Annotated in this window: 20 protein-coding genes and 1 tRNA gene; 7 read left to right on the forward strand and 14 right to left on the reverse strand. The window is 69.0% G+C overall.

Annotated elements, in window-relative coordinates:
- Positions 1–37 precede the first annotated feature (37 nt).
- From tsf to MLJ35_RS10790, 5 genes are all read right to left on the reverse strand, one after another.
- Complete coding sequence (gene tsf, locus MLJ35_RS10770) at positions 38–688, reverse strand: translation elongation factor Ts (protein ID WP_243294605.1); 651 nt, start codon at positions 686–688, stop codon at positions 38–40.
- Positions 689–776: 88 nt separating this feature from the next.
- Entirely contained in the window at positions 777–1,529 is a 753-nt protein-coding gene (gene rpsB, locus MLJ35_RS10775) for a 30S ribosomal protein S2 (protein WP_243322816.1), read from the reverse strand.
- 177 nt (positions 1,530–1,706) lie between these two features.
- Positions 1,707–2,099, reverse strand: coding sequence for a 30S ribosomal protein S9 (gene rpsI / locus MLJ35_RS10780; protein WP_243322817.1), 393 nt, complete (start codon positions 2,097–2,099; stop codon positions 1,707–1,709).
- A 13-nt stretch (positions 2,100–2,112) separates the two neighbouring features.
- Positions 2,113–2,547: a 50S ribosomal protein L13 gene (gene rplM, locus MLJ35_RS10785; protein ID WP_243287185.1), complete on the reverse strand. Its 435-nt coding sequence runs from the start codon at positions 2,545–2,547 to the stop codon at positions 2,113–2,115.
- Between the two features lie 106 nt (positions 2,548–2,653).
- Entirely contained in the window at positions 2,654–3,733 is a 1,080-nt protein-coding gene (locus MLJ35_RS10790) for a hypothetical protein (RefSeq protein WP_243384348.1), read from the reverse strand.
- Between the two features lie 102 nt (positions 3,734–3,835).
- Between MLJ35_RS10790 and MLJ35_RS10795 the strand changes: the two genes are divergently transcribed.
- Positions 3,836–4,522, forward strand: coding sequence for a hypothetical protein (locus MLJ35_RS10795; protein ID WP_243384349.1), 687 nt, complete (start codon positions 3,836–3,838; stop codon positions 4,520–4,522).
- Between the two features lie 3 nt (positions 4,523–4,525).
- Positions 4,526–5,239 (forward strand): DUF4190 domain-containing protein, encoded by a 714-nt coding sequence (locus tag MLJ35_RS10800; RefSeq protein ID WP_243384350.1) that lies wholly within the window; start codon positions 4,526–4,528, stop codon positions 5,237–5,239.
- A 3-nt stretch (positions 5,240–5,242) separates the two neighbouring features.
- Here MLJ35_RS10800 and MLJ35_RS10805 read toward each other — a convergent pair whose 3' ends face one another.
- Together MLJ35_RS10805 and MLJ35_RS10810 are read right to left on the reverse strand one after the other, a co-directional pair.
- A complete protein-coding gene (locus tag MLJ35_RS10805; protein WP_243384351.1) occupies positions 5,243–5,824 on the reverse strand; it encodes a gamma carbonic anhydrase family protein in 582 nt (193 codons plus the stop codon).
- A 20-nt stretch (positions 5,825–5,844) separates the two neighbouring features.
- Entirely contained in the window at positions 5,845–6,798 is a 954-nt protein-coding gene (locus MLJ35_RS10810; protein ID WP_243384352.1) for a YeiH family protein, read from the reverse strand.
- An 80-nt stretch (positions 6,799–6,878) separates the two neighbouring features.
- On the opposite strand from MLJ35_RS10810, the gene MLJ35_RS10815 reads away from it, so the two are divergent.
- From MLJ35_RS10815 to MLJ35_RS10835, 5 genes are all read left to right on the forward strand, one after another.
- On the forward strand, positions 6,879–7,802 hold the full coding sequence (locus MLJ35_RS10815) for a LysR family transcriptional regulator (protein ID WP_243384353.1): 924 nt from the start codon (positions 6,879–6,881) through the stop codon (positions 7,800–7,802).
- 8 nt (positions 7,803–7,810) lie between these two features.
- On the forward strand, positions 7,811–9,025 hold the full coding sequence (locus tag MLJ35_RS10820; protein WP_243384354.1) for a pyridoxal phosphate-dependent aminotransferase: 1,215 nt from the start codon (positions 7,811–7,813) through the stop codon (positions 9,023–9,025).
- Positions 9,026–9,071: 46 nt separating this feature from the next.
- A tRNA-Val gene (locus MLJ35_RS10825) sits at positions 9,072–9,146 on the forward strand.
- A 142-nt stretch (positions 9,147–9,288) separates the two neighbouring features.
- Entirely contained in the window at positions 9,289–9,855 is a 567-nt protein-coding gene (efp, locus tag MLJ35_RS10830) for an elongation factor P (RefSeq protein WP_243287178.1), read from the forward strand.
- A gap of 288 nt (positions 9,856–10,143) precedes the next feature.
- Positions 10,144–10,818 carry a Crp/Fnr family transcriptional regulator gene (locus MLJ35_RS10835; protein ID WP_243287177.1) on the forward strand — a complete coding sequence of 225 codons (675 nt, stop codon included), beginning with the start codon at positions 10,144–10,146 and terminating at the stop codon, positions 10,816–10,818.
- Positions 10,819–10,854: 36 nt separating this feature from the next.
- Here the strand turns inward: MLJ35_RS10835 and MLJ35_RS10840 are convergent, their stop codons facing one another.
- The 7 genes from MLJ35_RS10840 to MLJ35_RS10870 form a co-directional block, all read right to left on the reverse strand.
- On the reverse strand, positions 10,855–11,994 hold the full coding sequence (locus MLJ35_RS10840) for a molybdopterin molybdotransferase MoeA (protein ID WP_243384355.1): 1,140 nt from the start codon (positions 11,992–11,994) through the stop codon (positions 10,855–10,857).
- 37 nt (positions 11,995–12,031) lie between these two features.
- Positions 12,032–13,561 (reverse strand): MFS transporter, encoded by a 1,530-nt coding sequence (locus tag MLJ35_RS10845; RefSeq protein WP_243384356.1) that lies wholly within the window; start codon positions 13,559–13,561, stop codon positions 12,032–12,034.
- 21 nt (positions 13,562–13,582) lie between these two features.
- Complete coding sequence (locus MLJ35_RS10850) at positions 13,583–15,109, reverse strand: MFS transporter (protein WP_243384357.1); 1,527 nt, start codon at positions 15,107–15,109, stop codon at positions 13,583–13,585.
- 78 nt (positions 15,110–15,187) lie between these two features.
- A complete protein-coding gene (locus MLJ35_RS10855) occupies positions 15,188–15,412 on the reverse strand; it encodes a DUF6755 family protein (RefSeq protein ID WP_243384358.1) in 225 nt (74 codons plus the stop codon).
- Positions 15,409–15,969, reverse strand: a complete 561-nt coding sequence (locus MLJ35_RS10860) for a QcrA and Rieske domain-containing protein (protein WP_243384359.1) — start codon at positions 15,967–15,969, stop codon at positions 15,409–15,411. The genes MLJ35_RS10855 and MLJ35_RS10860 overlap by 4 nt, the downstream gene beginning before the upstream one ends.
- Positions 15,969–16,568, reverse strand: a complete 600-nt coding sequence (locus MLJ35_RS10865) for a 4Fe-4S dicluster domain-containing protein (RefSeq protein WP_243384360.1) — start codon at positions 16,566–16,568, stop codon at positions 15,969–15,971. Before MLJ35_RS10865 ends, MLJ35_RS10860 begins: the two co-directional genes overlap by 1 nt.
- On the reverse strand, positions 16,568–18,829 hold the full coding sequence (locus tag MLJ35_RS10870) for a molybdopterin oxidoreductase family protein (RefSeq protein ID WP_243384361.1): 2,262 nt from the start codon (positions 18,827–18,829) through the stop codon (positions 16,568–16,570). The genes MLJ35_RS10865 and MLJ35_RS10870 overlap by 1 nt, the downstream gene beginning before the upstream one ends.

Here is an 18,829-nt window from a genome sequence, read left to right on the forward strand (position 1 = left end):
CCGGAACGGCCGCCCCTTTTGTAGCAGGAAAAGGAACCTACTTGGCGGCGGCGACTTCGGCGGCGAAGTTCTCGCTGCGCTTCTCGAGGCCCTCGCCCATGATGTACTTCGTGAAGCGGCGGACGCTGAGCTTCTCGCCAATCTCGGCGGTCTTCTGGGACAGGTACTGCTGCACCGTGAGGTCGGGGTTCATGATGAAGGGCTGCTCGAGGAGGCAGACCTCCTTGAAGATGCTGTTCATCTTGCCCTCGACGATCTTCTCGACGATGTTCTGGGGCTTGCCGGTGGCCAGGGCCTGCTCGGTGGCGATGCGCTTCTCGGTGTCGAGGAAGTCCTGGGTGACCTCGTCCTTGGTGACGAAGCGGGGCGCGGGGTCGGCGGCCGCGATGTGCATCGCGATCTCCTTCACCAGGCGCTGGAAGGCCTCGTTGCGGGCCACGAAGTCGGTCTCGGAGTTCACTTCCACCAGCACGCCCACGCGGCCGCCGGGGTGGATGTAGGCCTCCACGATGCCTTCGGCGGCGATGCGGTCGGCCTTCTTGGCGGAGGCGGCGAGGCCCTTCTTGCGCAGCCACTCGACGGCCTGCTCCATGTCGCCGTTGTTCTCCTCCAGCGCCTTCTTGCAGTCCATCATGCCGAGGCCGGTCTTCTCGCGAAGGTTCTTCACGTCATTGGCGGTGAATGCCATGTCATCTCCTGGAATCGGGTGGGGTCTTCAGACCGTCAGCCATCAGCGGGCGGGCCCTCTGATGGCTGACGAATGGGGCGGAGAGGGACTAGCCCTCGACTTCCATCTTTTCGGCCATCATCTTCTTCATCTCGTCGCTGTCGCCCTTGTCGCGGAAGGACTGGCGGCCCTCGAGGATGGAGTCGGCCACGCGCTCGGAGAAGAGCAGGATGGAGCGGATGGCGTCGTCATTGGCGGGGATCACGTAGTCGACCATGTCGGGGTCGCAGTTGGTGTCCACGATGCCCACCACCTTGATGCCCAGCTTCTTGGCCTCGGTGACGGCGATGTCCTCGCGATGGGGATCGATGACGAAGAGCACGTCGGGCAGCGAGCGCATGTCGCGGATGCCGTGGAACGCGGTCTCTAGCTTGAGGCGCTGGCGGTCGAGGTTCAGCAGCTCCTTCTTGGAGAGCATGGCCGTGCGGGCGGGATCCGCCAGGGTGGCTTCGATCTCGCGGAACTTCTCGAGGCTCTTCTTGATGGTGGCGAAGTTGGTCAGCATGCCGCCCAGCCAGCGGTTGTTGACGTAGAAGGCGCCGCAGCGGCCGGCCTGCTCGGCGATGAGTTCCTGGGCCTGGGGCTTGGTGGCCACGAAGAGGAAGTTCTTCCCCTCGCTGGCGGCCTTGGTCAGGAAGTTCGCGGCGGAGTTCCAGAGGCGCAGGGTCTTCTGGAGGTCGATGATGTAGATGCTGTTGCGGGCCCCGAAGATGTACTTCTTCATCTTGGGGTTCCAGCGCTTGGTCTGGTGCCCGAAGTGGGCACCGGCCTCGAGGAGTTCCTTCATCTGGATGGCAGCCATGCTGGCCTCCCTGGTCAAGCGGCGGTTTCAAGAAGGACGCCGCGGTGGGATGGAAGGCGGTTTCCCGCCTCGATTCGACCGCCCTTCCTGCAGATGCCGGGGGCGGCCCGGTGTAGCTCGGGGGGCCGAAGCCCCCCGCAAAGCTTTCCCAATGCTTTTTCGGCGCAGCCGAAAAAGTTAGCGCTTGCTGAACTGGAAGCGGCGACGGGCGGCCTTGCGACCGGGCTTCTTGCGCTCCTTCATGCGGGGGTCGCGGGTCAGGAGACCGGCGCCGCGCAGGAGGGACTTCAGCTGCTCGTTGTAGCCCAGCAGGGCGCGGGAGATGCCCATGCGGATGGCCGAGGCCTGGCCGGCGGGGCCGCCGCCGACGACGCTGATGACCATGTCGAACTTGCCGTCGAGGTCGGCCAGCACCAGGGGTTGGTGGACCATCATGCGGAGCACGGCGTTCGGGAAGTAGTTCTCGAGGCTGCGGCCGTTGACGGTGATCTTGCCGGTGCCGGGACGGAGGAAGGCGCGGGCGGCCGCGCTCTTGCGGCGACCGGTTCCGTAGTTCTGGGAAATGGCCATGGGGTCCTCGCCTCTACTTCTGGATGGTCAGGATCTGGGGCTGCTGGGCGGCCTGCTCGTGCTCGGGGCCGGCATAGACCTTCAGCTTGCGGTACATCGCCCGGCCGAGGGGGCCCTTGGGCAGCATGCCCTTGACCGCGCTCTCGATGATGCGCTCGGGGTAGGTGGCCTTCATCACCTCGGCCTTGACTTCCTTCATGGAGCCAGGCTGGGTGGTGGTGCGGCGGTAGAACTTCTGCACGCCCTTCTTGCCGGTCAGGACGGCCTTCTCGGCGTTGATGACGACGACATGGTCGCCGGTGTCGAGGAAGGGGGTCCAGGTCGGCTTGTTCTTGCCGGAGAGGACATCCGCCACGGCGGTGCTCAGGCGGCCCACGGGAATGCCGGTGGCATCCACCAGGAACCACTGGCGCTTCAGATCATCGGCTTTCGGGAAGTACGTGCTCATGGCCTGCTCCGGGATCACATCAGGCTGCGAAGACACCACCCTACGGGCGGCGAGTCCACAGAAGGGAAAGCTTATCGTTGGAGGCCGGTGGGGTCAAGCCGGGATTTCAGCCCTGGGGCGCGGCCAACCGCCACAGCTCCTGCGCGATGCGCGAGGCGCCCAGTCCGTCCACCAGGGCCATGCCGTCGCGCACCTGCTCCTGGCGGTTGTCCTGGCCCTCGGGACCCAGCCATTGGGTCAGCGCCTCCCGCACGATGCCGAGGTCGGCCTCGGGCCCCACGCCCAGGTCGAAGCAGCCGTTCGCCATGGCCAGGTCCGCCAGGATGCCGTGCTGCCGGTCGTTCTGGCCCCAGACCGTGGCGGGGACGCCCATGCAGAGGGCTTCGGCCAGGGTCACGCCGGCCGAACACCAGATGGCGTCGTGGTCCTGGATGCGCCGAGTGAGGGCCGGCAGGCTCCTGGCCACGGTGCAGCCCGGGAAGGGATCGCCCTGGATGCCGTTGGGGGCCAGCAGCGTGCAGGCGCCGTGCCAGCGGTCCTCGGAGGCCAGCCTGGCCAGGGTGTCGAAGGCCTTCTGCGCCAGGTTGGGACCGTCGCTGCCGCCGAAAGTGACCAGCAGTTTGTGGACGGCCAGGGGCTGGAGGGGCACCCGCTTGGGACGCAGCTCCAGCGCGGCCTTGTCCACCACGATGAAGTTGGCGCCACGCACCACGCGGCAGGCGCCGGAGGTGGTCTCGTAGGGCCGGATCTTGCGCCCGTCCACCACCTTCACGGGATGGTCCGCCCAGCGGACACCCTCCAGGAAAGGCTGGAAGAGCAGGTCCGCCACCTCATGGGCGTCCGTGTCGTCCTCCATGACGGCCACCCTCAGGGGTCGCAGGGCCTGGAGGAACTCGGTGCTGGTGTCCCACTGGTCCACGAGCGCCACGGCGGCGCGGGCCTTCAGCTCCGCCGGCAAGGGCGCGTGGATCGTCTCGCCCAGGTAGGTCGCCTCGCAGGGCAGGGCCTGGTCCAGGAAGGGGTGCCGGCCACCGCCCACCCGGCGGGCGCGATCATCCCCCGAGGCGGCGATGCAGGCGGTGCCCCCGAGGGCGCGCCAGGCCTCCTGCAGGGCGATGGCGCGGGCCACGTGCCCCAGCCCGAGGCGCAGATCGGCGTGGACGCGGAGGATCAGCAGGGGGGACATGATCCCGAGAGTCTAGCCCAGCCTGTCAAGCGACGGGAGGGACGATCTTTCCCGGAGGGCGCGGTTCTGGAATGCTGGTTCAGACCCCCATCGGAGATGACCGTGTCCGCTTCCAACCTGCCCCAGGCTCCCGGCGCGAGCACCGCCAAGACCACCGGGATCCTTTCCATCGTGCTCGGCGTGCTGTGTCTGCCCGTGGGGCTGGTGCTGGCCATCGTGGCCCTGGTCCAGCACAACAAGGCGAAGAGCGCCTTCGCCGCAGCGCCGGACGCCTACGAGCCCGTGGGCAACGTGGGGCTCGTGACGGCCATCATCGGCCTGGTGCTGCCGGTGCTCCTCGCCATCATCGGGATCATCGCGGCCATCGCCATTCCCGCCCTGCTGGGCCAGCGGGGCCGGGCCCGGGACAAGGCCGCGATGGCGGCCCTGACCGGGACCCTCTGGAATCTGACGGCCGAGTACGACCGCCAGGTCGAGGCGCACGCGCCCCCGTCCGCGATTCCAGGGGCGCTCGAAGCCAAGCTGAAGGATCTCGGCCGCGAGGCCCGGAATCCCTGGAATCCGGCGGCGCCACCCTTCGTCTACACCATCGGCGTGGTGGAGGGGGCCGATCCCGAGACCCTCGCCTCACTCGTCCGAGCCCGGGCCACGGAGAAGGGGACGCCCGTCTTCCTCGTGGCCCCACCCGATCCCGCCCAGGCCCGCCAGGGGTGGTTGGCGGGGGCCGTGCGCCTCCAGCAGCCGATCAACGGTGAGGCCGTGTACACCAAGACCGCTTCCCTGGACTGACCGATGAGCGATCTCTCCCTGCTTCCCGCCCCCGGCGCCAAGGCCGCCAAGGTCTGCGGCATCCTCTCCATCGTCTTCGCCCTCACCTGCGTGGGCCTCCCTGTGGCGCTCATCCTGGGCATCGTGGCCCTGCTCCAGCAGGTCAAGGCGAAGCGCCTGGCCAAGGCAGACCCCCAGGGCTACGCACCGGTCCCATCCACGGGCCTGGTCACGGGCATCATCGGCCTCGTGCTGGCGGCGCTGATGCTGCCCGTCATGGGCATGGCAGCCGCCTTCGCCGTTCCCAGCGTGATGCTCTACCGGGAGCAGGTCCGGAATACGGCCGTCCAGCACCACCTCGACCGGGCGAAGGCCAAGGCTGAAGCCGCCGTCCTGGAATGGCAGGCCCGGAATCCTGGCCAACCTGTGCCCCAGGAAGCCCTCATTCGGGATCTCCTCCGGGATCCGGAGCTGGCGGCCCTGAGGAACCCCTTCGATCCCCAGAGCCCGGCCTTCCTGGGCGGCGAGACCGGCCCCGGCGGCGCGGTGATGATCCATCCGGACCGCAGCGAGGAAGGGGGCGTCACCACCTGGTCCGTGAAGTTCCGGGCCGAGATTCCTCGGCGGAACGAGCAGCGCGTGCTGACGGCCGAGGTCATCACCCACACCCAGGAGCAGGTGCAGGGTCGCACCGAGGACGGCTGGGAGGTGGTGAACCCGCCGGCAGCCCAGAACTGAGGGTCAAGGAAAGGGGTGGCCCTCGGCGAAACCGGGTTGTGGGGCGTCGATCGACGGCGCCTCCGCCACGGGCCAGCCGTCGGCGAAGTAGGCCTCCTTGTACCGCACGTAGCGGGTCCAGACGCTGGCCACGAGCTCGCGCTGCTGCTCGCTGAGGGGGCCCTTCACCCTGGCGGGCCAGCCGGCCACCAGGCTGTGGGGGGGCGCCTGGAGGCCCTCGCGCACGAGGCTGCCCGCGGCCACGAGGCAGCCTTCGCCGATCTCGGCGCCGTCCATGATCGTCGTGCTCATGCCGATGAGGGCGCCCTTCCGGATGGTGCAGCCGTGCAGCATCACGTTGTGGGCGATGCTGACCTCCTCCTCGATGAGCAGGGGCCACTTGCCATTGGTGACGTGGAGGCAGCAGGCGTCCTGGATGTTGGTGCGAGCGCCGATGCGGATCCAGTTCACGTCGCCGCGGATGGCGCAGTTGAACCAGATGCTGGCGTCGTCGCCGATGGCCACATCGCCCAGCACCAGCGCGCTGTCCGCCAGGAACACGCGCGAGCCGAGCTTGGGAACCATGCCTTGGAAGGGGCGGATCATGCGGCCTCCAGAGGCTGAGTCTAGCCGACCGTCAGCCACCCGAGCTTCACCGCCCCCAGGCCCAGCGATCCCACGATGAGCCAGAGCACCAGCCCCTGGAGGAAGGGGCGGAGGCCCACGCTGCGCAGGGCCTCGCGGCTGAGGCCGGCGCCGATGAGGAAGAGGGTGAGCACCAGGACGCGCCGGGCGGCCGCGGCCACCAGGTGCCCCGGCGCCTGGAGGGCGGGCACGAAGGTGACGAGGGCCGCCATGGCCAGGAAGCCAGCGATGAACCAGGGCTTCTTCACCGGCGGGGCGTCGGCGGAGGCGGGTTCGCGGCGAGCCATGACCCAGCCGATGCCGAAGGTGAGCGGCACGATCCACAGGGCCCGGGCCAGCTTCACGGTGGTGGCTACCTCCAGGGCCCGGGGGCCGTACGCGAGCCCCGCGCCCACCACGGAGCTGGTGTCGTGGATGGCCAGGGCCGACCAGAGGCCGAAGGCGTCCTGGCCCAGCCCGGCCGCGTGGCCCAGGGGTGGGAAGATGACGAGGGCCGCGGCGTTGAGCAGGAAGACCGTGGCCAGGGCCACGGAGATGCCGTGGTCCCTGGCGCGGATCACCGGGGCCACCGCCGCGATGGCGCTGCCGCCGCAGATGGCGGTGCCCACGGAGATCAGCAGGCCGGTCTCGCTGTCCACCTTCAGCGTCCGCGCCAGCCAGAGGCCCAGGGCGAGCACCAGGAGCAGACTCAGGGCCGTGTAGCCGAGGCCGTGCAGGCCCGCCTTGGCCACCGCCCGCAGGTTCATGTCCGCGCCCAGGCCGATGACAGCCAGGGGCAGCAGCCGGTGGGTCCACCTTCGGGTGAGGCTGGCCGCGGGATTGCCCAGGGTGAGGGCCAGCGCGGCGCCTCCCACCAGGGCCGCCGCGGCGGGGGTGAAGGGGGCCAGGGCCAGGAGGGCGCCGAGGGGAAGGAGGAGGGAGGCGAGGTGCTTCATGGGGACTGAAGGTAGGCCCATTCGATTCGAAAAAATAATAGTCATAATGGATGACTCATCAGAAAAACGGATGGATCCCGATGCGTGATGACCTTGACCCCCGCCGCCTGGAGACGTTCCGAGTCGTGGCCCAGGCGGGCCGGATCTCCGCGGCCGCCAGCCTCCTGAACCTGTCGCAGCCGGCCGTGACAGCCCAGATCCGGCAGCTGGAGGCGGATCTGGGCCGCTCCCTCTTCACCCGCCACGCCTCCGGGGTTCAGCTCACCGAGACCGGTCGCCTCCTGGCGGACTACGCCCGGCGGGTCCATCGCCTGCTGGAGGAGGCGGTGGAGCGGCTTCAGGCGGAAGAGCAGCCCGCGGGGGAATTGCGTCTGGGCGCGAGCACCACCGCCGCCGCCTACATTCTGCCCCCGGTGCTCCAGGCCTTTGCCGCCAGCCACCGGCCTGCTCCGCTGGTCCTGGAGGTGGGCAACACGGATGAGGTGCTGGCCTGGGTGCGGGAGGGGCGTGTCCCCCTGGCCCTGGTGGAGGGGCTCACGCGGGCTCCCGGGCTGTCCCTGCAGCCCTACCTGAAGGACGAGCTGGTGGCCGTCCGGGCGGCCCGGGCGCCGGAGCCGCTGAAGGCCGTGCGCACCGCGGCGGACCTGGCCGGAGTTCCGCTCATCTGGCGCGAGCCGGGCTCGGGCACGCGGGTGGTGGTGGAGCGCTCCCTGCGGAGGACGCGGCGGATCCAGGGCCCCCGGGCCACGGACCTGGTGGTGGGAGATACGGAAGCCATCAAGTCCTGCGTCCTGCTGGGCCTCGGCATCGGCTTCCTTTCGCGCTGGAGCATCCAGCGGGAGCTGCAGCGGGGGACCCTCGAGCTCATATCCCTTCCGGACCTGAGCATTCCCCGGACTTTTTCATGGGCCCAGGTAGGCGGGGGGCTCGCGGGCCAGGCCGCGGCCTTCCTGCGCCATGCCCTGGCGCATCCTCCCGCGCCGTCCGGGGGGACGGGACGGTAGGCTAGAGCATGACCGAGCAGCTCATCCCCACCCGGCGCGACTTTCCCGCAGACGACCCCATCTTCGCCCTGAACACCGAGGCCCAGACCCGGAAGGCAGCGGGCGAATCCATCCTCAACGCCACCGTGGGCGTCCTGCTGGACGAGGCCGGGCAGCTGGTGGTGCATGAGACGGTGATGGACCTGTGGCGGGGCCTGGGCGCCATGGACGTGGCCCCCTACGCGCCCATCGCCGGGGATCCCGCCTTCCTGAAAGCTCTGGTCCAGCGGTACTGGCCCGCCCTCGACAGTGCGGGCGCGGCCTGCGCCACCCCGGGTGGCAGCGGCGCCCTCTCCCTCTCCCTGCGGAACTTCCTGGAGCCGGGCCAGGCGCTCCTCACCACCGCGCCCTACTGGGGCCCCTACGCCACCATGGCGGGCGAGAACGGCATGCGGGTGGAGACGGCTCCCTGGCCGGCGGTGGGACAGGCGCTGGACGCGGCAGCCTGGGACCAGGCCCTGCGGGCCCAGATGAAGACCCAGGGCCGGGTCATGGTCTGGCTCAACGACCCCTGCCACAACCCCTCCGGGCGCAGCCTGTCCGCTCCCGACCGCGCGGCGCTGGCGGGGCTTCTCCGGGGCGTGTCAGCCCTGGGGCCCGTCACCCTGATCCTGGACCTGGCCTACCTGGACTACACCTGCGAGCCCGAAGCTGTGGCGGCGGCCCTGAAGGACTACGCGGCCCTGGGTTCCGAGGGCCGGGTGCTGGTGGGGGCCGCCTTGTCCCTCTCCAAGGCCATGACCCTCTACGGCGGCCGCGGCGGCGCCCTGGCCTTCCCCTGGTGCGACGATCCGGCCCTGCAGGCTGCGCTGACCCAATCCAGCCGGGGCACCTGGTCCAACTGCCCCCGGGCCCCCCAGTCCCTGCTCCTGCGCCTGGCGCGGGACGGCAAGGCCCAGGCGCGGCTGGCGGCGGAGCATCGCCACTGGTCCGAGGTGATGGCCGCCCGCGCCCAGGCCCTGGATGCGGCCCTGGAGGCCGAAGGCATGGCGCCCTTCCGCTGGAGTGGAGGATTCTTCGTCACGGCCCTCGCGGCGGATCCGGAGGCGGCCTGCGAGGGCCTGAAGGCCGAGGGTGTGTTCACGGTGCCGCTGCCGGAGGGACTGCGCGTGGGCCTGTGCTCCATGCGGAGGGACGAAGCCCCCCGGCTCGCCCGCGCCCTGCGGAAGGTGGCCGCCCGCTGATCTGGGCTTGGAAACGGACGGATCCTGGGTTATTCTGGTCGACCGCGGGCGTATAACTCAGCGGTAGAGTGCTACCTTCACACGGTAGAAGTCCCAGGTTCGAATCCTGGTACGCCCACCAAAAACCCCCGCCGGGTGGCGAAGAAGGCTCCCCAGGGAGCCTTCGAAGCCGGGACCCGGCGAGGGGTTTTTAAACGCAGCATCCGCCAGGGCTGATCCCTTCGTCGCGTTCCTTCCGATCCCCTCCGTTCCGGGAGCCTCACATGCCCTTCATCAATGCCACCCAGGTCCGCGCCGGGATGATCGTCAACTTCGAGAACGAGCTCTGCCGCGTCATCAGCGTCGAGCACCAGACGCCCGGCAACCTGCCGGCCCGCGTGGTGGTGAAGATGAAGCGCCTGAAGGACGGCATCAACCGGGAGAACCGCTTCGGCAGCGCCGACAAGGTGGACAAGGCGAGCCTCGAGCAGCACATGCTCGAGTACCTCTACGAGGACGGCGACCACCTCGTCTTCATGAACAACGAAACCTACGAGCAGATGGACGTGAGCAAGGAACTCCTGGGCGACGACCTGGTCTTCCTCGAGCCCAACATGCAGGTGGAGATCGAGTTCTACGAAGGCCAGCCCATGGGCGCCACCCTGCCCGCCAGCGTGGTGCTGGAGATCGTCGAGACCGACCCCGTCATGAAGAACGCCAACGCCACCGGCTCCTACAAGCCCGCCAAGCTGAACAACGGCATCACCGTGGGCGTGCCGCCCTACATGGAAGCGGGGCAGAAGATCCGGGTGAACACGGTGGATCGCACGTTCATGGAGCGGGTGAAGTAGGCACCGACCTCCTCGGGAGAGAGGCCTTGCGTATCGCCGGAGGCGATACCAAGAGGATCCGGGTGAACACGGTGGATCGCACGTTCATGGAGCGGGTGAAGTAGACGCAATCACATCGTGCGAGGCCCCGGTAGGCAGATGCCGCCGGGGCCTTGTTCTATGTGATTTTCGCCAGACGAAATTCCAACCTCGCGGTAAAGTACTGGTCGCTTGGTACCCGTTTGCGTGACCAGGATCACAATCCGATGGAAATGTGCGATAACTGACTTAGTGCCTCGGTGGAGCCCCATGCCTCAAGCAGTCCTCAACCTGAGAAGGATCGAGTTCCTGGCTGGGCTGCCGATGAACGCTGCCGAAGAGCTGGCCAGCATCGCGGAGATGCGGCGGTTCCCTGACGGCGCCCGGGTCTACACCCAGGGCGACCAGGTGCCGGGCGTCTACGTGGTGGTGAAGGGCGGCCTCAAGGTGTTCCGCACGGACGGCCGCGGCCGGGTCCAGGTGCTTCAGTTCCTCAAGGTCGGGGACTGCGTGGGCGAAGTGGCCGTGTTCGATGGCGCCTCCATCGCCTCCAGCGCCGAATCCCATGGCGAGACCGAGTGCTGGCTCATCCCCTCCGCGCCCTTGCGTCAGATCGTCCACCGCCACCCCGAAGTGGCCGAGATGCTCATCCACCACTTCGCCGCCAAGGTGCGCCACCTGGTGACCCTGGTGGAGACCCTCAGCCTGCACAGCGTGCCCGAGCGCGTGGCCCAGCTCCTGCTGGAGGCCCACGAGTCCCATCCCATGCGGTCCCTGGTGGAATTCCAGGAGACCCAGGAGGACCTGGCCCAGTGCATCGGCGCCAGCCGCGAGGCCTTCAGCCGAGCCCTGCGTCTCCTGACCGACCTGGGCCTCATCCAGAGCACCTTCCCGGTGGTGCGGATCCTGGACCTGGGAAAGCTGCAGCGGTACGCGAAGGGCTGAGCCGCGCTCCCAGACGATCCAGGTCTTGGAGCGGGGCTACACCACCGTGAGGTAGCGCACCTTGGCCCCGGCCTCTTCGCCGGGGGCCTCAACCCACGCGAAGGCGTCGGCCTGGGCGAGGGTGACGAGGTCGGCGGAGCCCTTGCCGGGCAGGGGGTGGAGCTGGCCGTCCGCGAGGCGGCAGGGATGCAGCAGGGGGCGGTCCCCCTTGTGGCGCACCGCGCCGGCCAGGCGGCCGCGGCGCCAGGGATCCGGCAGGGCGCGGCCCTCCAGTTTCGCCAGCGCCACGGGCAGGAAGAGCAGCGCGTTGAGGTAGGCAGACACGGGATTGCCCGGCAGGCCCAGCACCAGCAGGTCCCCGAGCTGGGCCGCCAGCATGGGCTTGCCGGGCTTGAGGCGGATCTTGTGGAAGAGGATCGTCGCGCCCAGGTCCCTCAGCACCGCGGGCAGGTGGTCGTGCTCGCCCATGCTCACGCCGCCGGAGGTCAGCAGGATGCGGGCGCCGCCGGGGCTCCGCAGGGCGGCGGCCAGGGCCTCGGGATTGTCCGGGAGGGCGGGGCGCCGCTCGACATCCGCCCCCAAGGCATGGGCCAGGGCTGCCAGCATGGGCCCGTTGGAATCCCGGATCTGGTGCGGCCGGGGATCGGCCACCAGCTCGTCGCCGGTGGAGGCTACGGCCACGCGGATCCGCGTGGGTGCAGGCAGGGGCTGGCCCACCCAGGCGCGGAGGGCCGTGCGGGCCACGTTGAGAGGCTGGTCCGCGGCCAGCAGCAGGTCGCCGGACCGGGCCTGGCCGCCGCGGGGCCGGACATGGTCGCCGGCCTCGGGATCGGTCAGGGGATGGATGAAGCCGGCCTCCTCCCGCAGCTGCTCCACGGGAAGGATGGCGTCCGCCCCGGCGGGCAGGGCCGCCCCCGTCATGATGCGCACGGCGGTGCCCGCCGTGAGGGTGAAGGCTGCGGGGTCGTCTCCGGCGAAGAGGGTGCCCAGCAGGCGGCGCGGAGCCGGGCCATCCCCGGACCGGAGGGCCACGCCGTCCATGGCCGCCAGATCCGTGGCGGGATCGTCCCGGTCCGCCCGCACTTCGGGGAAGGCGGGCGCGGGGAGGGCCGTCCAGAGTCGGGCCAGGGCCTCGTCCAGGGGCAGCAGGTCGGGATGGTCGCAGGTCATGGCCATGGGCGAAGGATACCGCCACGGGCCAGGCAGCGAGCTGTCAGCACTTCACCTCGGCGTTCTTCCGCGCGTAATACCACCAGTTGAGGACGAGGCACAGCACGTAGAAGGCCGCGAAGCCGTAGAGGGCGACCTCGACCTTCCCGGCATCGACCTGGATCTTGAAGATGGCGGGGATGATGAACGCCCCGTAGGCGGCGGCGGCGGAAGTCCAGCCCAGCACGGGGCCCGCGAGCCTGGGCTCGAAGATGAAGGGAACCATCTGGAAGGTGGACCCATTGCCCAGGCCCGAGGCCACGAACAGCAGCAGGAAGAGGATGAGGAAGGGGAGGAAGTGGGTGGCCGGATCCGGTGCGGCCTGGGCCAGCTTGACGAAGTGGGCCACGCCCAGGGCGCCGAGGATCATCAGCACCGTCGCCCACTGGGTGACCTGGGAGCCGCGGAACTTGTCCGAGAGCAGGCCGCCGATGGGCCGCACGAGGGAGCCCACCAGCGGGCCCAGGAAGGCGTAGGCCAGCGGGTTGGGGCTGTGGGGGTTCAGCACGCCCACGGGGTAGCGGCCGAACACGACCTTGATGAGCAGGGGCAGGGCGGAGCTGAAGCCGATGAAGCTGCCGAAGGTCATGAGGTAGAGGATCGTCATGATCCAGGTGTGCTTCTTTGGGAAGATGGCGAACTGCGCGACCAGCCCCGCCTTGATCCTCCCGGGAAGGAGCTTCATGAGGCCCAGGCACAGCAGGATGGTGAGCACCAGCACGCCCATCTGGGTCATCAGGCCCAGCTTGAAGTTCAGCAGCAGGAGCACGCCCACGGCCGTGGCGGCGAAGCCGATGGCATGGAGGCCCAGGATCTTCAGGAGGGCGAGGACCGCGGGTTCGCAGTCCTGGCCTTCGCGGTTGTCCATGAGGAACCAGGCGAGGAGGGCGAGCACCGCCAGGAAGGGAGCCCACACCAGGGCGCCGTTCTGCACCCACAGCTGGCGGCCCGCGGCGTTCAGGTGCGGCGCGCCGGCCAGGGCGCCGAACATGGAGGCGCCCATGACGGCGGGCACCAGCACCTGCATGATGCTCACGCCCAGGTTCCCGATTCCGGCGTTGAGACCCAGGGCCAGGCCCGCCAGGCGCTTGGGGAAGAATCCGTTGATGTTGGCCATGGAGGAGGCGAAGTTGCCGCCGCCGATGCCGCTGAGAGCCGCCAGCACCGCGAAGGTGGCGAAGGGTGTGGCCTTGTCCTGGAGGGCGATGCCCGCGCCCAGGGCTGGGGCCACCAGGAGGGCGGTGGTGAGGGCGATGGTGTTGCGGCCTCCCGCCAGGCCCACCAGGAAGGCGCTGGGGATGCGCAGCGTGGCGCCGCTCAGGCCCGCGATGCTGATGAGCGTGAAGAGCTGTGCGGGCGTGAAGGGGAAGCCCACCTCCTTCATGCGCACCGTGAGCACGCTCCAGAACATCCACACGCAGAAGGCTGAAAGCAGGGCGGGAACGGAGACGGAGAGGTTCCGCCAGGCGATGCGGCTGCCCCCGGAGGCCCAGGCCTGCGGGTCTTCGGGGTTCCAGTGGGTGAGCTTGGACATGGGGTTCTCCAGGAGTGGGGGTCAGGCCGGTTCAGGGACGCCGGTTTCGGCGAGGGCGGGCGCAGGGCGCTCGAATCGGGTGAAGAGCGTCTCGTCCTGCTCGCGGGTCAGGCGGCGGACCACCGTGTGGAGCCAGACCAGGCAGACCAGGGACAGGGCCGCGAGGAACAGCCACATGGCGGTCCACAGGCCCGTGGCCTTGAGCAGGTAGCCGAAGAGGATGGGCCCCACGAAGCCGCCCAGTCCTCCGAGGACGCCCACGATGCCGCCCACCACGCCCACCTCGTCCGGGAAGTAGTCCGGGATGTAGCGGTAGACGGCGGCCTTGCCGATGCCCCACACGATGCCCACCACGAAGACCAGGAAGGTGAAGATCCAGACGTTGGCCTGGAAGAACACATGGGTGGTTCCGGAGGCCAGCAGCTGCTTCTTCGTCACGCGGTCGCCCACCTTCACCACGGGCGTCTGCCAGAAGCGGCTCTGGGGCAGCACCAGCATCCTTTCATTCTGGACTTCCGACTCTGCCCCCCTGGCGCGGAAGGCATAGGGCGTGTCCCCCACCACGATGCGGCCGGGGCCCACTTCCATGACGACGCCACCCACCTGGGCCAGCACCGAGGGCCCGGGGCTCTCGATGGACATGCGGGGCACCATGAGGGCCGCGCAGGCCACGATGCTCAGGCCGAAGGTCCAGTACATGACGGCCCGGGCGCCGAAGCGGTCGGACATCCAGCCCCCTGCGGCGCGGATGAGGCCCGAGGGCAGGCTGAAGAGGGCGGCCAGGAGGCCGGCCATGGCCAGGCTCATCCCGTAGACGCCCACGTAGTAGGGGATCAGCCACTGGGCCAGGGCCACGAAGCAGCCGAAGACCAGGAAGTAGTAGAGGCCGAAGCGCCACACGCGCATGTGGCGCAGGGGCGTGAGCATCTGGACGAAGGTCTTGCCTTTCGCACCCTCCGCCTTCCTCTCGTGGGTGAGGAGGAAGAAGGCCACGGCCATGACCAGCAGGACCGCCGCATAGAGCTTTGGCAGCATGCGCCAGGCCTCCAGGTTCGCGCCGCCGGCCGTGAGCTTCTTCAAGAGAAAGGGGGCACCCATGCTGGTGAGGGCCGAACCCGCATTGCCCGCGCCGAAGATGCCGAGCGCCGTGCCCTGGCGCGCCTTGCTGAACCATACGCTGGAGTAGGCGATGCCCACGGCGAAGGCCGCCCCCGACAGGCCGAAGCCCAGCGAGGCGAGCAGGAAGCCCTGGTAGCTCTGGACGCTGCCCAGCAGCCAGGTGGGCAGGGCGGCCAGCAGAAGCAGGATGGTGTAGACCTTCCGCCCCCCGAAGCGGTCCGTGAGCAGGCCCACGGGCAGGCGCATGACCGAGCCCGTGAGCACGGGGATGCCGATGAGCCAGCCGATCTGGGCCGTGTCCCAGCGGAAGAGGCCGTTCTCCACCAGGAAGGTGACGAGGACGCCATTCAGCGTCCACACGGCGAAACAGAGGGTGAAGGCCAGGGTGCTCATGGCCAGGGCGGTGGCGGCTCGGGTGCGATCGGGCACGGGTGGCTCCGGGAGACTACAGGAGGAAACAGTCCTAAATCAGGGCAGGGTCAGGTCCGCGGGGCGAACCGGAGAACTTCAGTCCTCCGGCCGCTGTTCCACCGTGCTTCGGAAAGCCAGGAAGAGGCTGACGGCGGTGAGGGCCAGGGAGACGAAGAAGGCGCCGGGGAGGACGCTGCGCTGGCCGTCGAGGACGGCGCCCAGGACGGTCTCGAAGAGGTAGAGCTGGATCACCAGCAGCACTAGGATGACGCCCAGGGCGGCTGGGGAGATGCGGACGCGGGAGGTGGGGGTCGGATTCATGCGGTCACCTCGCTCTTGTCGCGGGGGCAGGCCGCGCGGCGGTCCAGGGTCTCGAGGGTGGGCTTGGGCAGTTCCCCCACGGCCCAGAGGCTGCCGTCGGGGCGCACCTCCAGGGCGATGGCGGCCAGGGGCCGGCTGGGCGGGCCCTGCACGGGGAAGCCGCGATCCGGTTCGAAGAAGCCGCGGTGGCAGGGGCACTCCAGGCGCTCGCCCGCGTAGCGCACCGCGCAGCCCAGGTGGGTGCAGGTCTGCCGGTAGGCCCGCAGCTCGCCCTTGGGCGTGCGGATCAGGATGCAGGCGTCATGGGCATCGCGGAACTTGAAGAGGCGGCTCTGGCCGGGCTGGAGATCCGAGGCCAGGCCCAGGGCCACGGGCGTCTCGTGGCGTCCGGCTTCGGGATCGGAGGCGCCCTCCAGGGGCGTCTTCCGCCACCAGAGGTAGCCGATGCCGGCGGAGAACCCGGCGCTCACCACGGCCAGGAAGCGGGCGAACTCGCGGCGGGAGAAGTGGCCCTCCTCGGCGAGCTCCAGGGGGAAGGCGCGGCGCCACCAGGTCATCAGAGGCCTCCGGCCATAGGCTGGGAATCATGGATGAGCAACGCCGCATCCAGGTGCAGGGGGGTGTCCGGATCGGGCACCATGATGGCGTTCTTGGTCTTCACCCGCACGCTGCCGATGAGGAAGTCGCGCAGGGGCTTGTTGTGGCGCAGGTTGGCGACTTCGTCCTTGCGCACGAAGAGCAGGGCCTGGCTGGGGCAGACCGTGGCGCACATGGGCTTGTGGCCCACGGAGGTGCGGTCGTAGCAGAGGTCGCACTTGAGCATCTGCTCCAGGCCCGAGAACACGATGGGCACGCCGAAGGGGCAGCTCAGCTCGCAGTTCTGGCAGCCGATGCAGCGGGGCTTCTGCGCCGCGTGCACCACGCCGTCCTCGCTGCGCTTGATGGCGTCCGAGGGGCACACCTGGGCGCAGATGGGGTCCTCGCAATGCATGCAGACCGTGGGCACCGTCTGGGGGCTGTCGAAGCGGTCCATCTCGTCCAGGTGGATCATGGAGCGGCCGCGGTGTGTGCCGCACTCGGCGCAGGCGCCCACGCAGGAGCGGCAGCCGATGCAGCGCTGCGGATCAATAAAGAAGCCGTAGTCCTGGGGCACCATCAGAACACCCGCTCAGGCATGTCGGTCTGGTTGCTGCGGGCTTCGAAGGCCATGCGCTGCAGCTCCGCCAGCTCGGGTGAGAACTGGTCCTTGGTGGTCTTCTTGAGCCGCACGGCGCTCACCTTGAACTCGGGGATCTTCGAGACGGGATCCAGATGCCTCGCCGTGAGCCGGTTGGCGGACAGGGCCCCGGCCCAGTGGTAGGGGATGAACACGGTGTCGGGGCGGATGGTCTTCACCACCTTGGCGGGCAGCACCATGGAGCCGCGCCGGGAGGTGATCTCCACGGCGTCGCCTTCCGCGAGTCCGTACTTCTCGGCCAGGCGGGGATGGATCTCCAGGTAGGGATGCGGGCACTGCTCCACCAGGAAGCCGATGCGCCGGGTCTGGGTGCCGCTCAGGTAGTGGAAGACCACCCGGCCCGAGGTGAGCCAGATGGGATATTCGTCATCCACCACCTCCATGGGCGGGCGCCAGGGCGTGGGGATGAACTTGGCCTTGCCGTCGGGGTGGAAGAACTGGCCGCCTTCGAAAAGCCGCGGCGTGCCGGGGTGGTCCTCCGTGGGACAGGGCCAGAACACGCCCATGTTCTTCTCGATCTTCGCGTAGGTGATGCCCGCGTAGTCCGCGGTGCCGCCCTTGGAGGCCACGCGCAGCTCGTTGAAGATGTCCTCGGGGCAGGTGAAGTGATCGAAGTACTTCCCGCGGCCCAGGCGGCGGGCCAGCTCCACCATGATCTTCCAGTCCGGGCGGGCGTCGCCCGGGCAGTCCACGGCCTTGTTGATCTTGATGACGCGGCCCTCGGCGCTGGTGGAGGTGCCCTCGTCCTCCTCGTGCAGGGCCGAGGGGAGGACGATATCTGCGTGCTGTGCGCTCTCGCTGAGGAAGAAGTCCAGGCAGACGAAGAACTCCAGCTTGCTGAGGGCCTCGCGGGTGAACTGGCTGTCGGGCAGCGAGACCAGCGGGTTGAAGCAGAGCAGCAGCAGGCCCTTGATCTCGCCGGCATGGATGGCGTTCATGATCTCCTGGGCGCTCTGGCCCACACCCGGCAGCTCGTCGTCCGTGCAGCCCCAGACGGAGCAGATGTACTTCCGGTGCTCAGGATTGCTGATGTCGCGGTTGCCCGGCAGCTGGTCGCACTTGTGGCCGTGCTCGCGCCCGCCCTGGCCGTTGCCCTGGCCCGTGATGGTGCCGTAGCCGCAGCCGGGGCGACCGATGCGGCCCGTGGCCAGCACCATGTTGATGCAGCCCAGCACGTTCTCCACGCCCTTGCTCTGGTGCTCGATGCCTCGGGCGTGAAGCAGGAAGCTGGTGCGGGCTTCGCCCCAGATGCGGGCGGCCTTCTCGATGGCCTCCACGGGCAGGCCCGTGACTTGGCTGGTCCACTCCGGCGTGCAGTCCTTCACCGCCTCGACGGCCTGCTCGAAGCCGCTGGTGTGGGCGTTCACGAAATCCCAATCGATGAGCTTCCACTTGTTCAGCAGGTGCAGGATGCCGTTGGTGAGGGCGGTGTCCGTGCCGGGCTTCAGGGGCAGCACCAGGTCGGCGGTTCGGGCCAGGGGCGTGATGCGGGGATCCACCACGATGAGCAGGGCGCCGCGGTCCCGGGCCCTCCAGATGTAGTCGGTGGTGATGGGCGAGCACTCGGCCACGTTGGAGCCGGCCACCCAGATCACCTCAGCCAGCTCGATGTCCGCCCAGGAGTTGGCGGCGCGGTCGACGCCGAACGCTTTCTTGTTGCCCGCGCCGGCGCTCACCATGCAGAGCCGGCCGTTGTAGTCGAGGTTCTTCGTCTGCAGGCCCAGGCGCGCGAACTTGCCGGCCAGGTAGCTCTTCTCGTTGGTGAGCGAGACGCCGGACAGCACGGCGAAGGCATCCTTGCCGTGGGTTGCCTGGATGCGCTGGATCTCGGCCACGGTGCGGTCCATGGCCTCGCTCCAGTTCATGGGCTCGAAACCGTGCTCCGTGCGCTTCATGGCCTTCGTGAGGCGGTCGGGGTGGTTGCCCTGGAGGTAGCGCTTCACGCCCTTGGGGCAGAGCTTCCCCTGGTTGAAGGGGAACTCCTCCCAGGGATCGAAGCCGATGACCTTGTTGTCCTTCACCTTGAGCTTGATGCCGCACTGCTGGCCGCAGAAGCAGCAGTGGGTCTCCACCACCTTGTCGGGGGTGGGATCGGACAGCCAGCCCCCGGGAGGCGCCAGGTTGAGGTGGGGGCCGAACTGGGCGCGGAGCTGGTCCTGGGAGAGGGGAAGCGTGCTCAT

This window comes from Geothrix alkalitolerans, assembly GCF_022808885.1.
Lineage (GTDB): Bacteria > Acidobacteriota > Holophagae > Holophagales > Holophagaceae > Geothrix > Geothrix alkalitolerans.